Raw genomic sequence first — 15,520 nt, 5'->3', positions numbered from 1 at the left:
AGGTGGCGAATTCTAGCGGCTGCCAGCCCGCAGGTCAATGCCTTAGACCCCTCGCCGTCACAAATTGATCCAGGCACCTTGCCCTCCCCGGATTATGTTCGCAAAAGACGCTCCCAACCGGCGCAAGCGCCGGTTGGTCCATCCATGGAATTGCTTGGAGCGCGGCATCCCTGCCGCGCTACACTTTTGCGAACATAATCCGGGGAGGGCCTGGGTTCGCTAGTTGTAAAGGCGCGGGCATCGTAAATTGTTTGCGAGACGCTGCGCAACAGGGATGTTGCGCGCGAGCCTACATGGAAGTATTCACGGCGTTCTCGCAAACAATTTACGATGCCCGCGCCAAATCGGAGGGACTAATTGAAATAAGGCTTGAAGCTGCGGGTGACGGCGAGCGTCACCAGCAGTAACGCGGTAGCGCTGACGACGATAGCGGGACCGGTCTGCCAGTCGAAATGGAACGAGCCGCTGATACCGCCGACAAGCGCGCCAAGGCCGTAAAGCGCACTGACCAATACCATTTGTTCCGGGCTGCGACTGAGCAGGCGGGCACTGGTGGTCGGTATGACCAGCATTGCTGCAATCAGCAGCACACCCATAACCTTCATCATCACCGCGACCAGCAGCGCAATCATGATGTACATCAGGAACTGGACCTTGCGCACCTCGATGCCCTCGGCCTGGGCCATTTCGCGACTAACCGAGACCGCGACAAACCCTCGCCAGTGGTGCAGCAACACAAACAACAACAGTACAGTCGTTATCAGTAATGTCGCCAAATCGGTGGTCGTTGTAGCGAGCAGGTCGCCAAACAGTATCGCCTCGAGATTAACAGTATTTGCCGGCAACAAGCCCACCAGGATAATGCCGCCTGCAAGTCCTGTATGGGAAATGATTGCGAGCGTGGTCTCGGAAAGCGCGGTATTGAAACTGGTTACCCGGCTCAGCAAATACACGATCAACAAGGCGACCGCCAGTACACCAAAAATCGGCTGCACCTGCAGCAACAGGCCAAGACCTACGCCCATGACCGCGGCATGTCCCAGGGTATCACTGAGGAATGCCAGTCGCTGCCATACCATCAGGCATCCCATGGGCGCCGCAATCGTAACCATGATGAGGCCGGCAATCACGGCGCGCACCATGAAATCGTCGAGCCACTCAGTCATGACGATGCCCCGCCGACTCAACGTCGACATCGTGCTCGTGGTCGTGATGATGCGCGTAGATCGCAATTGAATCTGAAGCCTGCTGCCCGAACAGCGCCAGGTATTCCGGATGCTGGCTAACCGATTCGGGCAACCCGGAGCAGCACAGGTGCTGATTCAGGCACAACACCTGGTCGGTTTGCGACATCACCAGGTGCAGGTCATGCGACACCAGTAACACTGCGCACTGCAGTTGGGAGCGCAGTTCAACGATCAACTGGTACATTCTGATCTCTCCGCTGACGTCGACACCCGCAGTCGGCTCGTCCAGTACGAGCATGTCAGGTTGTCCGAGGGTCGTGCGGGCCAGCAATACTCGTTTTAACTCGCCCTCGGATAACGAACGCACCTGGCGCTGCTTCAGGTAAGCTACTTCGGTCTGCGACAACGCCTGATCGATCTCGCTTTCGCTAGCGTTATGAGTTAATTGCATTAAGCGTCTCACGCTGAGCGGCATTAACGTATTGACATAAACTTTTTGCGGCAGGTAGCCAATCCGTAAATCAGGTGCGCGTTCTATTACACCCTCGAAATCGTCAATCAGGCCGGTAACGATATTCGTCAACGTGGTCTTGCCGGCACCGTTCGGACCGATGATCGTAGTGATCTCCGCGCGCCGCAGTTCGAAGCTGATGTCATCAAGGATCTGCCGTTTACCCTGCACGTAATTGAGATTGCTTGCACGCAGCAATAACTCAACCTGCATGTTTCCGACACTCCGCACACACGCCGGTAATCTCAACCACCGAGTGGTCTACCGCAAATCCGAGGTTACTGGCTTCAATCAGCAAGGGGGGATTACTGCTCTCGAGTTCAGCCACCTGCTCGCAATCCCGACAGATCAGGAATTGAGCGGTACATTCATGCCCCGGATGCACACAGGAGATAAACGCGTTGAGACTCTCGATCCGATGAATTAATCCTTCGGACATCAGGAACTCCAGTGCGCGATAAACGATGGGCGGTGCAATTCTTTCGGCGGGATGAGCGCGGTTAAGCTCTGCCAGGATATCGTAAGCTCCCATGGGCTGGTGACTGACGAGCAGGATTTCCAGCACTTGCCGACGCCGGGACGTCAGGCGCAGCTTGCGCAAATCACACAGCTGCCTGGCTTCGGACAATAACTGGCGCTGACAGCGGCGATGGTCGTGCTTGCGAAAAGCGATATCGGGATACTTAGTTTTTGCGGACATAATGTTATATTATAACGTAACTATAACTTTCACCACCATTCCTGCCGCATGCGTCTTATTATTCTGCTGTTATGCCTGCAATCGGCTGCCGTGTCCGCGGCTCCCCGCGTGGTTACCTCGATTGTACCGCTGCAAGAACTGACAGCGTCAATAATGAAGGGCATTGCAGAGCCGGATTTAATTATCGAGGACCCGATTTCCACGCATCACTTCGCCTTCAGGCCTTCACATATGCGCCTGCTGCAACAGGCTGACCTGGTGATCTGGATCGGAAGTCAATTTGAAGCCGGATTTAACCGATTGCCGGAAATTCTGCCAGGCTCGACGCGCCCGCTTGAACTGATACCTGAACTTGGCATCAACAACGGAGATGGTCACATCTGGTATTCACCGAAGCAGTTACTGCGCAGCATAGAAATCATCGCAACCGCTCTGATGGAACTGGATCCAAAGCACCAGGCACAATACAGGCTGAGTGCTAACGAGCTGGCCAATGCGATAGCACGCTGGCGCCAGGATACACAGGCTAAATGGCAAGATAAGTATCCGCGCTTTATCGCCGATCATGCTTTTACAAACCATTTTGAAGCAGACATGGATCTCAGGGCAATCGCAACCATTCACGATCAACACGATAGCCACGGAGGCTTCAAGGACCTCGAGCGAATCGAAAACCAGCTTGATTCGAGCCCGGCGGCCTGTTTATTAACTCTGGAATATCCCGCATCACCGCTCGCACAAAGCCTCGCACAAAAATACCAATTGGAGATCGTTAACGTGTTGCTTGTAAAAACAGACGGCCAGCAGATGCCACCGACCGTGCAACGCCTCGAACAACTCAACATGGCTCTACTGGGATGCCTCTAGCGAACAACGCTAATAAACCCTCTGAATACACCTAAAACCAGATTCGATTGCGAACTGCGTCGGCAGTCGTTACATTTCGCTATATCAAAATTATTAAAAAAATCCCCATGACCAACCCAGTCGGCACAGATAGCCTTAAACCCCTGTACGTTTCTGACGAAACGCAGCGCAACGCACTCATCGAGGAGGCCCGACAGCTGCCTTCGGTGGAAATCAGTTCGGCTGCAGCCGCCAACGCGGTCATGCTCGGAGGTGGCTATTTTACCCCGTTGACTGGATACATGAACCTGGCCGATGCGCTCAGCGCTGCCGAGCGTATGCATACCGTCGATGGGCGCTTCTTTCCGGTGCCGATCCTGAACCTGGTGGAATCGATCGCCGATATCGAGGACGCCGACAGGATCGCGTTGCGTGACCCGAACGTTGACGGCAATCCGGTCATTGCCATTCAACAGGTTGAAGCGATCGAGCTGGTCAACGATGAGCAGATGGCGCTGATGACTGAAAAAGTCTATCGCACCACTGACAATGACCATCCCGGTGTAGCAGCATTCAACAGTCACGGACACTATGCGATCAGCGGCCCGATCCAGGTGCTCAATTTCAGTTATTTCGAAACCGACTTCCCCGATACCTTCAGGACTGCGGTGCAGATTCGCGAGGAAATCGAGCGCCGCGGCTGGAAACGCGTGGTCGCATTCCAGACGCGCAACCCTATGCACCTGGCGCATGAAGAATTGTGCCACATGGCGATGAAGCGTCTCGACTGTGACGGGCTCGTGATCCATATGCTACTGGGTAAACTCAAAACGGGTGATATTCCTGCCGACGTCCGCGACGACGCGATTCGCACCATGGTGCGACTTTACTTTCCGGAAAACAGCGCAATCGTTACCGGTTACGGATTCGATATGCTCTACGCCGGCCCGCGCGAAGCGGTGTTACACGCCTATTTCCGCCAGAACATGGGCGCGAGCCATTTCATCATTGGGCGTGATCATGCCGGTGTCGGTGATTACTACGGCGCCTTCGATGCGCAAACGATATTTGACACCGAGGTTCCTGAGGACGCGCTCGAAATAGAAATTTTCCGCGCCGACCATACCGCGTGGTCGAAAAAGCTGAATCGCGTGGTGATGATGAACGAGGCACCCGATCACAGCAAAGACGATTTTGTCCTGCTTTCCGGCACTCGGGTGCGCGAAATGTTGAGCGAGGGAATCGCACCACCTAAGGAGTTTTCTCGCCCCGAAGTCGCCAAAATCCTGATCGATTACTACCAGTCTCTCTAAATAAAACCTGCGCTTATGCTAGATCGCAAGCAGTGTCTTTGCGATACTCCGCACTATGTCTGAAGCCGCATTTACATCGAATCAGTCGTTCACACTGGAGGACCTAAAAAATCTGACCGATAGCGATATGCTGCGGGTAAACCAGGTGATCACCGACAACCTCGCATCGCAGGTGGCACTGATCAACCAGCTTAGCCAGCACATTATTCTAAGCGGCGGCAAACGCCTGCGCCCGATGCTGGTTATTCTTTCTGCGAAAGCCTGTCGGTACTCGGGGGAACAGGACGCACTGCTGGCCGCGGTCATCGAGTTTATTCACACCGCAACCCTGCTGCACGACGATGTTGTCGATGATTCGGATATGCGTCGCGGCAAGGAAGCGGCCAGCGCTATCTGGGGAAACGAGGCCGCCGTGCTGGTCGGAGATTACCTGTATTCACGCGCATTCCAGATGATGGTGCGCGCGCAGTCCATGACGATCATGGATTTGCTGGCAAACACGACCAATACCATCGCCCAGGGAGAGGTGTTACAGCTGCTTAATATCCGGAATCCCGATACCGACGAAGCCAAGTACCAAGAGGTGATCTACGCCAAGACCGCTTGTCTGTTCGAGGCCGCGGCACGTATTGGCGCCCTGCTCGGTGACGCACCTGCGGAGCAGGAGCATGCGCTGCAGACCTACGGCAAGCATCTGGGCATGGCATTTCAGCTGATCGACGATGCACTCGATTACTCAGCGCAAAGCGATGAGCTCGGCAAAAACGTCGGCGATGACCTGGCCGAGGGCAAGCCGACCCTGCCATTGATTCGCGCCATGGAAGTTGGCAACGCTTCACAAAAAAAATTGATCCGGGATGCGATCGAAAATGGCAAGGCCGAGCGTTTCCCAGATATCCTGCAGGCGATTAAGGATACCGGTGCCCTTGAATACACCATCGGAAAGGCTCAATCGGAAGCTGACCAGGCTAAGCGCCAAATTGCCGATCTCGAACAGAGCCCGTATAAACAGGCATTGATTTTCCTGGCGGACTACGCGGTTGAAAGACGCTGTTGAATCGGATCGATAAACTACTCGGCGAAAAGGCTACCTTGCTTGCCGACGGCGCCACCGGCACGACGTTCTTTGGCATGGGTCTGCAAAGCGGGGATGCTCCGGAATTATGGAACATCGACTTCCCCGACCGGGTAGCAACACATTACCAGTCATTCATCGACGCCGGGTCCGACCTGATACTGACCAATAGTTTCGGCGGCACCCGTTACCGCCTGAAACTGCACCAGGCCGAATCTCGAGTGGCCGAGTTAAATATCGCTGCAGCGGAGATACTGCGTGAAGTTGTCGAATGCTGCAGCCGCGAAATCGTGGTGGCAGGTTCGATCGGTCCAACCGGCGAAATTCTCGCACCGCTGGGTGATTTGCAGGCCGAAGATGCCATTACCGCGTTTGCCGAGCAGGCACTGGCGCTGGAGCAGGGTGGTGCCGATGTGATCTGGATCGAAACCATGTCGTCGCAGGAGGAAGTCGAGTACGCGGTACAGGGCGCACAGCAAACCGCATTACCGATCATTTTCACGATGAGCTTCGACACCAATGGCCGCACCATGATGGGCGTTGGCGCCTCCGATGTGATGGCGTTGCACCAGCGCCTGGGCGTGCACGCCTGCGGTACCAACTGTGGTATTGGCGCATCCGAAGTGGTTGCAACGATCCTGAACATGCAGTCCAGCAAACCCGCCGACAGTGGCGACCCGATTCTCGTGGCCAAGGCGAACTGCGGAATCCCCGAATTTATCGACGGCGAAATTCATTACAACGGCACACCCGAGATCATGGCGCGTTATGCCACCATGGCACGCGATGCCGGGGCGCGTATCGTCGGTGGCTGCTGCGGCACCACGGCTGAACACGTGGCGGCAATGCGTCATGCACTGGACAGCACTGCTCCTGGCCCTGCGCCGAGCATTGAAGATGTCGAACGCGAGCTCGGCGCAGTGACTAAAGGTGCACAGGCCCAGGCCAGCGGCCAGCACGAAGTGCAAACCCGTGGCAGTTCACGTCGCCGCAGAAGACGCTAGATCCCATAGTCGTCTCGCGACTTGATAGCGGGACCCAGTTTTCTATATCGACTGTTCCCGTGGATACCGAGACCAAGCCGCGGTATGACAGTCTAAAATGCAGTTTCGATTGCCAGTTTCTTGCAGAGCTGCGACTAGCTGCGGTATTCAACACCGGGGAACACGCACAGCATTTCGAACAGCAGGTTGGCCGCCACCAGCGCCGTATTACCCGAGGTATCGTAAGCAGGTGCCACTTCGACCAGGTCGGCACCGACAATATCGAGCCCTCGACAGCCCCTGACGATCTCTAGTCCCTGGTGCACGGTCAGACCACCTATCTCCGGGGTTCCGGTGCCGGGCGCATAGGCCGGGTCAAGACCATCGATATCAAATGTCAGGTAAACCGGACCGGCACCCAGCTGTTCGCGCACTTCGGCCATCAGCGGAGCCAACGACTGGTACCAACATTCCTCCGCCTGCACCACGCGCACACCCTGCGACCGCGGCCAGTCAAAATCATCCGCCTCGTAACCGCTGGCGCGCAGTCCGATCTGAACCATGCGTGTTGGCTCGATCAGGCCTTCCTCGATGGCACGTCGAAACGGCGTACCGTGCGCGATTGGTTCACCAAACATATGGTCATTTATATCGGCATGCGCGTCGACGTGGACAATACCGACGGGGCCGTGTTTGTTGTTAAATGAGCGCAGTATCGGCAACGAAATGGTGTGATCACCACCGAGTGTGATGGGCTTGCAATCGGCCGCCAGGATTTCATCGTAGGCCTGTTCGATAATCGCTACCGATTTTTCAAGGTTGAAGGTGTTGATCGCAATATCGCCGATGTCGGCTACCTGCAGTGAATCGAAGGGGGCCGCACGCGTCGCCATATTGTAGGGGCGGATCAGGCAGGACTCGGTGCGAATCTGTCTGGGACCGAAGCGTGCACCGGCGCGGTTGGAAGTTCCGATGTCGAAAGGCACGCCGACAAAACCGACATCGAGTCCGACGGGATCAGGTGAATGCGGCAACCGCATCATCGTCGCGATACCGCCGAAACGCGGCATTTCGTTGCCACCCAGGGGCTGGTTGAATTTGTTATCGCCCATGCTCTAGATTCGAAAAGACGCGGCTCCCTTGGCGGGTTTAATCTCAAGCGCTTCGCGCGGGTAAAGGTGCTGCAACCAGTGTTTTTCCCAGAGACGAAATCCACGGGACACCGCCAGCACGATAATAAAGTAAAGAACCGCAGCGGTGATGAAACCTTCGTAGGCGAGGTAATAGCGACCGTTGAGCCATCGCCCCACGCCGAGCAGGTCCTGGATCGTAATCGTGCTTGCCACCACCGATCCATGCAGCATGAAAATGACTTCGTTCGAGTAGGCTGGTAGCGCACGCCGAAAGGCGCTCGGCAGCACGATGCGTCTGAGGCCCATCCAGTTGCTGAAGCCGCAAGCCCTGGCGGCTTCGATTTCGCCCCTGCTGGTATTCACGATCGAACCACGCAGCAATTCGGTGGTATAAGCCGCGGTGTTGAGTGAAAATGCAATCAGCGCACAGTACCATGCTTGCGAAAGAATCGGTCCCCATAGGAATGTTTCGCGGATCCACTCGAACTGGCCCAGACCGTAATAAATCAGGTAGGTCTGCACCAGCAGCGGGGTACCGCGAAACAGGTAGGTAAAAGCCCACACCGGCGCGTTTAAAAACGGATTATTGCCGGCGCGTACGATCGCCAGCGGAATCGACAGAATTCCGCCAATTACTAGCGACAGTACCGTCAATTGCAAAGTTGTCAGGGCGCCCCACAGGAAACGATCGAAATTCTGAGCGATCAATACAATGTCGATCGGTGACCAGGTTTCGAGAAACTGGATGATCGAATCACCCATCGTCGGTCCTCACGATGCCCTTGCTGTATTTTTTATCGAGCCAGCGCAATCCAGAATCAGATATCGCGGTCAAAACTAGGTAAATCATTAGCACTGCGAACATGAAGGTAAACAATTGCCGCGTCGAACGCCCGGCAACAAATCCGTTGTAGACGACGTCCTGCAGCCCGATGACCGAGACCAGCGCGGTTGATTTGATTTGTACCAGCCAGTTATTGGAAAAACCCGGTAGTGCGTAAACCACCATCTGCGGCCAGATAATGCGGCGAAATATGGTCAGGCGTGACATGCCACAGGCGACGCCGGCCTCGATCTGGCCTTTCGGTATTGCCAGGATCGCGCCGCGAAAGGTTTCGGTCATGTAGCCACCAAACACGACGCCGATGGTACCGACGCCGGCGGCGAACTGGCTGATTTCGGCGTAGTCCCACAGGCCGGTCAGTGTGCCGATCGAGTTGGCCAGCTCCTGGCCGCCGAAGAACACCAGTAAAATCAATACCAGGTCGGGGACGCCGCGCACGATGGCGGTATAACCATTCGCGGTTTTCTGTGCGACGATATTCTTGGACAACTTGGCCCAGGCGCCGATCAATCCGAACAATACCGCGATGACCAGTGACAGCAGCGCGAGCCTTATCGTCACCCATGTGCCGGATAGTAACTGGCCCTGGTATTCGATGATCAGATCCACTTTAATGCCTGTCGATCAGGTTATAAAACCCGGCCTGGAAAAACACAGGCCGGGTTGGGTGCCGGCGATTAACCGCCGAAGATATCGAAATCGAAATACTTGGCGTTTATTTTCTGATAAATGCCTTTCTCACGAAGCGCCTTGATCGCCGCGTTGAGCTCCATGCGCAGCTCCTTGTCCTGCTTGCGCACGGTCATGCCGGCACCCGGACCGTGACATGCCTCGTCATGCTGGTCGCCACCGGTAAACTCGAAATCTTTTCCGGCATCGGTTTTAAGGAAGCCATCATCAGCTGCGATCGAGTCTGAAAACTGGGCATCGATACGACCTATCGCGAGATCCTGAAATACCTCGTCCTGGGTTCCGTAGAGCACCAGCTCGACATCGGGAAACATCTTTTCCATGAAACACTGGTGCGTGGTGCCGCGCTGCAGGCCGATTCTTTTACCTTTCAATCCTTCCTTGGTAATTTTCAAACCGGCGCCTTTTTTGGCGACGAATTTAGCGGGCGTGTTGTAATACTTGTCGCTAAAATCGACGCGCTTCTTGCGCTCCTCGGTAATCGACATCGAGGCGATAATGGTATCGAATTTCTTTGCCAGCAACGCCGGAATCATGCCGTCCCAGTCCTGCTCTATCAGCACGCATTTGCGCTGCATTTCGGCACAGATGGCTTCGGCAATTTCGATATCGAAACCTTTCAGGGTGCCGTCGGATTCTTTCCATGAGAACGGGGGATAAGCGCCTTCAACGCCGACACGAAGATCCGCGGCCTGTACGCTTCCCATTCCTAGCATCAGTGTAACAGCAGTCAATGCTGTCATTAATTTTCTGAACTTCATCTTACTTCCTCACTTTGGTTGTGTTTCACTGAGAAACTGTTTTGTTATGCCCTACGGGCGGTTACTGCATCGTCCTCGATAGAAATTTTCGAAAACGATCCGAATTCGGATTTTTAAACATTTGATGGGGTTCGCCCTGCTCTTCTACCCGACCCTGGTGCAAAAATACGACCTCCGATGACACGTCACGCGCAAACCCCATTTCATGGGTAACGACCAACATGGTGCGCCCTTCTTCGGCAAGATCGCGCATAACTTTGAGCACTTCTCCAACCAGTTCCGGATCTAGTGCCGAGGTCGGCTCATCAAACAACATCACCTCGGGATTCATCGCCAGTCCACGCGCAATGGCAACGCGCTGCATTTGACCACCAGATAATTGCGCCGGATAGTAATCCTTGCGTTCCAGAATTCCGACCTTGTCGAGCAAGGCTTCGGCCTGCTCGGTCGCCTCGGCCTTGGGGACCTTAAGTACATGCACCGGCGCCTCGATCACGTTTTCAATTACCGTCATGTGCGACCACAGGTTGAAACTCTGGAAAACCATGCCGAGGCGTGCTCGCAGGCGCTCTACCTGGTGAATGTCTTCGGGTTCATAGCGACCGGATCTACTGGTATGCATGCGTATTTTTTCGCCGGCAACAAAGACATCGCCCGCGTTAGGGATTTCAAGCAGGTTAATACAGCGCAGGAAGGTACTTTTTCCGGAGCCCGAGGCTCCCAGTATCGAAATGACATCACCTTTATGCGCGCTCAGCGATACGCCGCGGATTACTTCAACATCGCCAAAGCTTTTATGAAGGTCTACGACCTCAAGCGCCGGTTGGTCGCCAGCTGCTTCGCTCATTCGGTTTCCCCTCCTGGGATTATCGTTTTTGTCGATATTTTCTAGTTGTGCGCGCATGGTAACACTTTTTTCAGCCCGCAAACCAGTCGGAATTGAACCGCTGAAATCGGCTTTATAACGCCAACAGACGCTCGATAATACCTCGCGCCTGCGAAGCATAACCACCGCCAAACAAATTGGCATGGTTCAGTACGTGGTAGAGATTGTAGAGCTCTCGTCGCTCGGCATAGCCGGTATCGATTGGAAAATGCTCATTGTACCTAGCGAAGAAACGCTTCCCCGGATGACCGAATAACTCCATCATCGCAAGATCGGCTTCATGGTCACCGAAGTAGCAAGCCGGGTCGTAAATAACTGGATTGCCGTTCTCGTCGGCGCCCTGGTTACCGCCCCACAGATCGCCATGCAGCAGAGACGGTTTGGGCTGATAGCTGGTAAAAAATTTTCCAAGATCTCCTGCCAGGCGATTACCGGCGTCAATCAACCTGGTATCAAATCCTTTTTTTCGTGCCAGCTCCAGTTGAAAGTCGAGCCGCTGTCGGCGCCAGAAATCAATCCAGTCCGCATTAAAGGTATTGTGTTGTGGCGTGCTGCCAATGGTATTGTCGTACTCGAAGCCGAACTGTTTGTGAAAACAGCGGTGCATCGCGGCCAATGCCGTGGCAAATCGATCCGCATCGGGCAGTCCTCCGAGCTCGATGTATTCCATTACGATGTAGGCAAGATCACCTTCACATCCGGTCAGGAATACTTCGGGTACCCGGATCGCTTCGCTGTCACGGATCGCATCAAGCCCCGCTTTTTCAGCGACAAACATTGACAGTAATTCACTTCGATTGACTTTGACAAAGAAATCCTGCTCGCCACATTCAAGCCGAAAGGCCTGGTTGATATCGCCACCGTGTATCGCTACTGCGCGAATTTCAGTCGGCGAACGTTGCAGCTGTTGTGCCAGCGAAGCACTGAGTGATTGCCAGTTAATCATAACAAACGATGCTCACCCGGCTGCAGTCCGTCTAATGACCAATCGCCGATTTCGGTCCTGACCAGGCGCAGCGTGGGATGCCCGACTGCCGCGGTCATGCGTCGTACCTGGCGATTACGCCCCTCCTGGATCTTAATCCGCAACCACTGCGTCGGAATATTCTTGCGCACCCGAATCGGCGGGTCGCGGGGCCAGAGCCAGCTCGGCTCATCAACCTGAATTACGTTCGCGCGACGAGTCGGACCGTCTTTCAGTTTCATGCCCGAAGCCAACACCTGCAGAGCCTCCGGTTCGGGTATACCCTCAACTTGCGCCAGGTAAGTTTTCACTCGACGGTAACGCGGATTTGAGATTTGCGCTTGCAGAACGCCGTCATCTGTCAGTACCATCAAACCCTCGCTATCGAAATCTAACCGCCCCGCCGCGTAGACGCCGGGCACATCGATATAGTCAGCCAGCGTCCGTTTATCTCCTGATGGCGAAAACTGGCTCAGCACCTGGAAGGGTTTATTGAAGAGCAATGTCCGCGTCATGTTATTACCCGCTGGCGATTGCCGCGTCCAGGTAGTTCAGCCAGCGAGTGCTGCGCGCTGCCTCGAAAGCCTGCTCGCGCATCATGCGTTGCAGCTGTTCGATATCCGCCTGCTGGCGCAGGATATCAACCTGCCGCATCTCCTCGATCTCGCAGTTGATCCGGGTTAACGCGAGGCTGACATCGAGCAACGCCTCATGCTCGATCAGGGAACGCTGAATTCTTCCTGCGTAACGAAACTTCATATCAGCCACTTCGTGTAAATGCTGCCGAAGTATATCGATCGTGTCGTATTTCTTCAGCAAGCGCGCCGCCGTTTTCGGTCCGACTTCCGGAATCCCGGGAATGTTGTCGACCTTGTCGCCGGTCAGGGCCAGTTGATCGGCGATCTGCTCCGGGCGCACGCCGAACTTTTTGCAAATCGCGCGATAGTCGAGTTTCCTATTATCGAGATAGGCCCACCAGATATCACGCTCGGTAATTAATTGCGCCAGGTCCTTGTCGGCGGTCAGAATCGTCACCGGTAGCCGTGTCGAACCATGGTAGTTCGCCAGTGAACCAATCAGGTCATCGGCTTCCCAGCGCTTGCTGCTGACACAGGAAATACCCAGCGCTTCCAGCCATTCGCGGCACCAGGCAAACTGTCGCTTCAATTCTTCAGGAGCCGGACTGCGGTTCGCCTTGTAATCGGCATATATCTCCTTGCGCGCTGATTTGGACAGGCTTTCATCAAACGCGAAGACAAGATGACGTGGCGCCTGCTCGGTCAGGAGCCGGAACACGAAATCGCTGAAACCAACGAACGCCTGGTTAGGCAGCTGCTGCAGGTTTACCCGTTCGGGATACGGACCATACCAGGCCCTGAAAATGAAAATACTCGAATCGACCAGGAACAAGCGCATTATTAAAAAGTGATTACCACAATTAAGGAGTAAAGATTTTACAACGGTGTTTGCTATAATCGCGCGCAATAATTCGAATGCATAAAACAAGATGCTGCGCTTTCTCCTCATTTTCCTATGCTTGCTTGCCACTGCCGCAGCCTCGGCCGCAACCTCGATACAGCAATTACAACAGTTGCTCGAACAACAACAGTATACCGACGCGGCTGATACGGGCGAGCAGTTGCTTGCGCAAAACCCGCAGCACGCGCGCGCGCGGTTCCTCACTGCCTATGCCTACCAGATGAGCGCGCAACCAGAAAAGGCAGAGATGCTCTACCAGGACTTGATCAAGGATAACCCCAACTTACCCGAGCCGCGCAATAACCTGGCCATGATCTATCTGGCAAAGGGCGACTATGATCGCGCCAGCCAACTACTGGTCGAGGCGCTCAACACCAGTCCCAGTTATGCAACCGCTTACGATAATCTAAGCCAGATTTACAAGGGCATCGCGAGTGAAGCCTATCGGCGTGCCGTCAGCGAATCGAGTGAACCAGCCAAATACACACATAATATACAGCTTACTGCACTCACCAATCTGGATTCGGTGGACGAGGAACCGGTGACAGATAAGATCCCGGATGACCAGACCCTGATCAACTTAGCCAACCAGGAAACCCGGTTGATCGAGCGGGTCAAGAATTGGGCAAAAGCCTGGAGTGGTAAAGACTTTGCTACCTATACCGATTTTTATAGTGCTGATTACCACGCAGATTTCAAGTCCCACGACCAATGGATTGAACAACGACGCAAACGTATTTCACGCCCCGGCAAAATAAAAGTCGAGATCGAAAACATACAAGTCAAGTGGCGCAGCGAAAATAAAGCTATTATTGATTTCAAACAGGCCTATGATTCAGTACGCTACAGCGACCGGGTGGTGAAACGACTTGCCTTTAGCCGTATTGGCTCTCAATGGAAAATTACCGAAGAGCGGGTATTATCTGTTTTATGAAACTTTTTTTTACATTACTGTTATTGCTTGGTTTGCACTGCAACCTGATGGCGGGTGACCCGCCCGGGAATAATTACGAGCAAAGTCTCCTTGAAACAATCAAGGAAATTCAAAGCCTCAATCACGATCAAGCCCTGAACAGTACGCGCGACCTGATCAAGCGATATCCGCATAGCCGGCTCGGACACATGCTCTATGCCGACCTGCTGCTGGCCAAGGCCGAGCCACTGACCGGGATTGGCTCCGGCATAGATACCGATCGTGCAATCCAGGACTTCCGCGACGAAATCCGAAAACGCTGGCAACATGATGCCAGCCCGGCTCATCAGGGCCTGTACCCGGACAACATTTTATTGCTGGCCGACGATCAACCCTATGTCATCCTGGTCGATCAACAGCGCTCTCGCGTCTATATCTACCGCAACGAGGGCGGCGATCTGCGTCTCGAAACCGATTATTTCATCACCATCGGTTTGAACGGTTACGGCAAGCAAAAACGCGGCGACCAAAAGACACCCATCGGTATCTATCATGTGACCCGATACATCGATGGCATGGAGCTTCCGGATTTATACGGCGAGGGCGCGTTTCCAATCAACTACCCTAATGCCTGGGACCAGCGCCAGCAGCGCACCGGTGGCGGGATCTGGATCCATGGCACTCCCTCTTACACCTATAACCGTTCGCCTCGGGCCAGCAACGGCTGTATCGTCGTCAGCAACCCCGATTTCCTGCATATCGATAAATATATCCAGCCTTCGCTGCACACGCCTGTCGTCGTCGCGGAACAAGTTAACTGGATCAAACGCGAGCAATGGTTGGCGAAACGCCAGCAAGTCATGCAGCTGTTATCGAGCTGGCTAATCGACTGGGAAAGCCTTGATCATGAAAAGTACCGTCAACACTACTCGAAATCCGAACTGGATGCCTATGGACGCGACTTTAAAAGCTGGGATGATCATAAACGCTGGGTAAACGGCAACAAGACCTGGATCGAGGTCGAATACAGCAAGCTTAATATCTTTAACTATCCCGGTGAAGACAACCTGATGTTGATGCAGTTTGAACAGAACTATCGCAGCAACAATTTGAATGTCGAATCGCCCAAGGAACTTTTCTGGCGCAAGACGGGCACCAACTGGCAAATTGTCTACGAGGGCAATCGTAGATTTCCGTCAATCGAAAATACGATCGTCAAAAACTAGCCCGGGATT

At 54.3% G+C, this 15,520-nt stretch carries 17 protein-coding genes; 6 read left to right on the top strand and 11 right to left on the bottom strand.

The window, feature by feature from the left end; genetic code table 11:
- Window positions 1-353: 353 nt before the first annotated feature.
- The 3 genes from OES20_00735 to OES20_00725 are packed head-to-tail and all read right to left on the bottom strand — an operon-like array spanning window position 354 to window position 2,398.
- Window positions 354-1,166, bottom strand: a complete 813-nt coding sequence (locus tag OES20_00735) for a metal ABC transporter permease (GenBank protein MDH3633205.1) — start codon at window positions 1,164-1,166, stop codon at window positions 354-356.
- Window positions 1,159-1,911 carry an ATP-binding cassette domain-containing protein gene (locus OES20_00730; protein MDH3633204.1) on the bottom strand — a complete coding sequence of 251 codons (753 nt, stop codon included), beginning with the start codon at window positions 1,909-1,911 and terminating at the stop codon, window positions 1,159-1,161. The genes OES20_00735 and OES20_00730 overlap by 8 nt, the downstream gene beginning before the upstream one ends.
- Window positions 1,901-2,398, bottom strand: a complete 498-nt coding sequence (locus OES20_00725) for a transcriptional repressor (protein ID MDH3633203.1) — start codon at window positions 2,396-2,398, stop codon at window positions 1,901-1,903. Before OES20_00725 ends, OES20_00730 begins: the two co-directional genes overlap by 11 nt.
- A 48-nt stretch (window positions 2,399-2,446) precedes the next feature.
- Between OES20_00725 and OES20_00720 the strand changes: the two genes are divergently transcribed.
- From OES20_00720 to bmt, 4 genes are all read left to right on the top strand, one after another.
- Window positions 2,447-3,265 carry a zinc ABC transporter substrate-binding protein gene (locus OES20_00720; GenBank protein MDH3633202.1) on the top strand — a complete coding sequence of 273 codons (819 nt, stop codon included), beginning with the start codon at window positions 2,447-2,449 and terminating at the stop codon, window positions 3,263-3,265.
- 107 nt (window positions 3,266-3,372) lie between these two features.
- On the top strand, window positions 3,373-4,557 hold the full coding sequence (gene sat, locus OES20_00715) for a sulfate adenylyltransferase (protein ID MDH3633201.1): 1,185 nt from the start codon (window positions 3,373-3,375) through the stop codon (window positions 4,555-4,557).
- A gap of 55 nt (window positions 4,558-4,612) precedes the next feature.
- Entirely contained in the window at window positions 4,613-5,614 is a 1,002-nt protein-coding gene (gene ispB, locus OES20_00710; GenBank protein MDH3633200.1) for an octaprenyl diphosphate synthase, read from the top strand.
- On the top strand, window positions 5,611-6,636 hold the full coding sequence (bmt, locus tag OES20_00705) for a betaine--homocysteine S-methyltransferase (protein MDH3633199.1): 1,026 nt from the start codon (window positions 5,611-5,613) through the stop codon (window positions 6,634-6,636). Before ispB ends, bmt begins: the two co-directional genes overlap by 4 nt.
- 134 nt (window positions 6,637-6,770) lie before the next feature.
- On the opposite strand, the gene speB is transcribed toward bmt, so the two are convergent.
- The 8 genes from speB to OES20_00665 all read right to left on the bottom strand — a co-directional run bounded on the left by speB (window position 6,771) and on the right by OES20_00665 (window position 13,309).
- The gene (gene speB, locus OES20_00700) at window positions 6,771-7,727 is read right to left on the bottom strand and encodes an agmatinase (GenBank protein MDH3633198.1); all 957 of its coding nucleotides are present in this window, start codon (window positions 7,725-7,727) and stop codon (window positions 6,771-6,773) included.
- A gap of 3 nt (window positions 7,728-7,730) precedes the next feature.
- On the bottom strand, window positions 7,731-8,510 hold the full coding sequence (locus OES20_00695; GenBank protein MDH3633197.1) for an ABC transporter permease: 780 nt from the start codon (window positions 8,508-8,510) through the stop codon (window positions 7,731-7,733).
- Window positions 8,503-9,195, bottom strand: coding sequence for an ABC transporter permease (locus tag OES20_00690; GenBank protein ID MDH3633196.1), 693 nt, complete (start codon window positions 9,193-9,195; stop codon window positions 8,503-8,505). Before OES20_00690 ends, OES20_00695 begins: the two co-directional genes overlap by 8 nt.
- Window positions 9,196-9,269: 74 nt before the next feature.
- Window positions 9,270-10,043, bottom strand: coding sequence for an ABC transporter substrate-binding protein (locus OES20_00685; GenBank protein MDH3633195.1), 774 nt, complete (start codon window positions 10,041-10,043; stop codon window positions 9,270-9,272).
- A 61-nt stretch (window positions 10,044-10,104) separates the two neighbouring features.
- Window positions 10,105-10,890 carry an ATP-binding cassette domain-containing protein gene (locus OES20_00680; GenBank protein MDH3633194.1) on the bottom strand — a complete coding sequence of 262 codons (786 nt, stop codon included), beginning with the start codon at window positions 10,888-10,890 and terminating at the stop codon, window positions 10,105-10,107.
- A 112-nt stretch (window positions 10,891-11,002) separates the two neighbouring features.
- Window positions 11,003-11,875 (bottom strand): fructosamine kinase family protein, encoded by an 873-nt coding sequence (locus OES20_00675; protein ID MDH3633193.1) that lies wholly within the window; start codon window positions 11,873-11,875, stop codon window positions 11,003-11,005.
- On the bottom strand, window positions 11,872-12,408 hold the full coding sequence (locus OES20_00670; GenBank protein MDH3633192.1) for a pseudouridine synthase: 537 nt from the start codon (window positions 12,406-12,408) through the stop codon (window positions 11,872-11,874). The genes OES20_00675 and OES20_00670 overlap by 4 nt, the downstream gene beginning before the upstream one ends.
- 4 nt (window positions 12,409-12,412) lie before the next feature.
- Window positions 12,413-13,309 carry a flap endonuclease gene (locus tag OES20_00665; GenBank protein ID MDH3633191.1) on the bottom strand — a complete coding sequence of 299 codons (897 nt, stop codon included), beginning with the start codon at window positions 13,307-13,309 and terminating at the stop codon, window positions 12,413-12,415.
- Window positions 13,310-13,400: 91 nt separating this feature from the next.
- On the opposite strand from OES20_00665, the gene OES20_00660 reads away from it, so the two are divergent.
- A complete protein-coding gene (locus tag OES20_00660) occupies window positions 13,401-14,306 on the top strand; it encodes a tetratricopeptide repeat protein (GenBank protein MDH3633190.1) in 906 nt (301 codons plus the stop codon).
- On the top strand, window positions 14,303-15,511 hold the full coding sequence (locus tag OES20_00655) for a L,D-transpeptidase family protein (protein ID MDH3633189.1): 1,209 nt from the start codon (window positions 14,303-14,305) through the stop codon (window positions 15,509-15,511). Before OES20_00660 ends, OES20_00655 begins: the two co-directional genes overlap by 4 nt.
- The last annotated feature ends 9 nt before the right edge of the window (window positions 15,512-15,520 follow it).

The sequence above is a fragment of the Gammaproteobacteria bacterium genome (assembly GCA_029862005.1).
Taxonomy (GTDB): domain Bacteria; phylum Pseudomonadota; class Gammaproteobacteria.
Note: the sequence above shows the minus strand (reverse complement) of the source record. Positions and strands in the feature narration are given on the sequence as shown.

Excerpts from the sequence above, each read along its gene's own strand:
- OES20_00735 (MDH3633205.1), bottom strand. The coding sequence starts at position 1,166 with ATGACTGAGTGGCTCGACGATTTCATGGTGCGCGCCGTGATTGCCGGC.
- OES20_00730 (MDH3633204.1), bottom strand. The coding sequence starts at position 1,911 with ATGCAGGTTGAGTTATTGCTGCGTGCAAGCAATCTCAATTACGTGCAG.
- OES20_00725 (MDH3633203.1), bottom strand. The coding sequence starts at position 2,398 with ATGTCCGCAAAAACTAAGTATCCCGATATCGCTTTTCGCAAGCACGAC.
- OES20_00720 (MDH3633202.1), top strand. The coding sequence starts at position 2,447 with ATGCGTCTTATTATTCTGCTGTTATGCCTGCAATCGGCTGCCGTGTCC.
- sat (MDH3633201.1), top strand. The coding sequence starts at position 3,373 with ATGACCAACCCAGTCGGCACAGATAGCCTTAAACCCCTGTACGTTTCT.
- ispB (MDH3633200.1), top strand. The coding sequence starts at position 4,613 with ATGTCTGAAGCCGCATTTACATCGAATCAGTCGTTCACACTGGAGGAC.
- speB (MDH3633198.1), bottom strand. The coding sequence starts at position 7,727 with ATGGGCGATAACAAATTCAACCAGCCCCTGGGTGGCAACGAAATGCCG.
- OES20_00695 (MDH3633197.1), bottom strand. The coding sequence starts at position 8,510 with ATGGGTGATTCGATCATCCAGTTTCTCGAAACCTGGTCACCGATCGAC.
- OES20_00685 (MDH3633195.1), bottom strand. The coding sequence starts at position 10,043 with ATGAAGTTCAGAAAATTAATGACAGCATTGACTGCTGTTACACTGATG.
- OES20_00680 (MDH3633194.1), bottom strand. The coding sequence starts at position 10,890 with ATGAGCGAAGCAGCTGGCGACCAACCGGCGCTTGAGGTCGTAGACCTT.
- OES20_00675 (MDH3633193.1), bottom strand. The coding sequence starts at position 11,875 with ATGATTAACTGGCAATCACTCAGTGCTTCGCTGGCACAACAGCTGCAA.
- OES20_00670 (MDH3633192.1), bottom strand. The coding sequence starts at position 12,408 with ATGACGCGGACATTGCTCTTCAATAAACCCTTCCAGGTGCTGAGCCAG.
- OES20_00665 (MDH3633191.1), bottom strand. The coding sequence starts at position 13,309 with ATGCGCTTGTTCCTGGTCGATTCGAGTATTTTCATTTTCAGGGCCTGG.
- OES20_00660 (MDH3633190.1), top strand. The coding sequence starts at position 13,401 with ATGCTGCGCTTTCTCCTCATTTTCCTATGCTTGCTTGCCACTGCCGCA.
- OES20_00655 (MDH3633189.1), top strand. The coding sequence starts at position 14,303 with ATGAAACTTTTTTTTACATTACTGTTATTGCTTGGTTTGCACTGCAAC.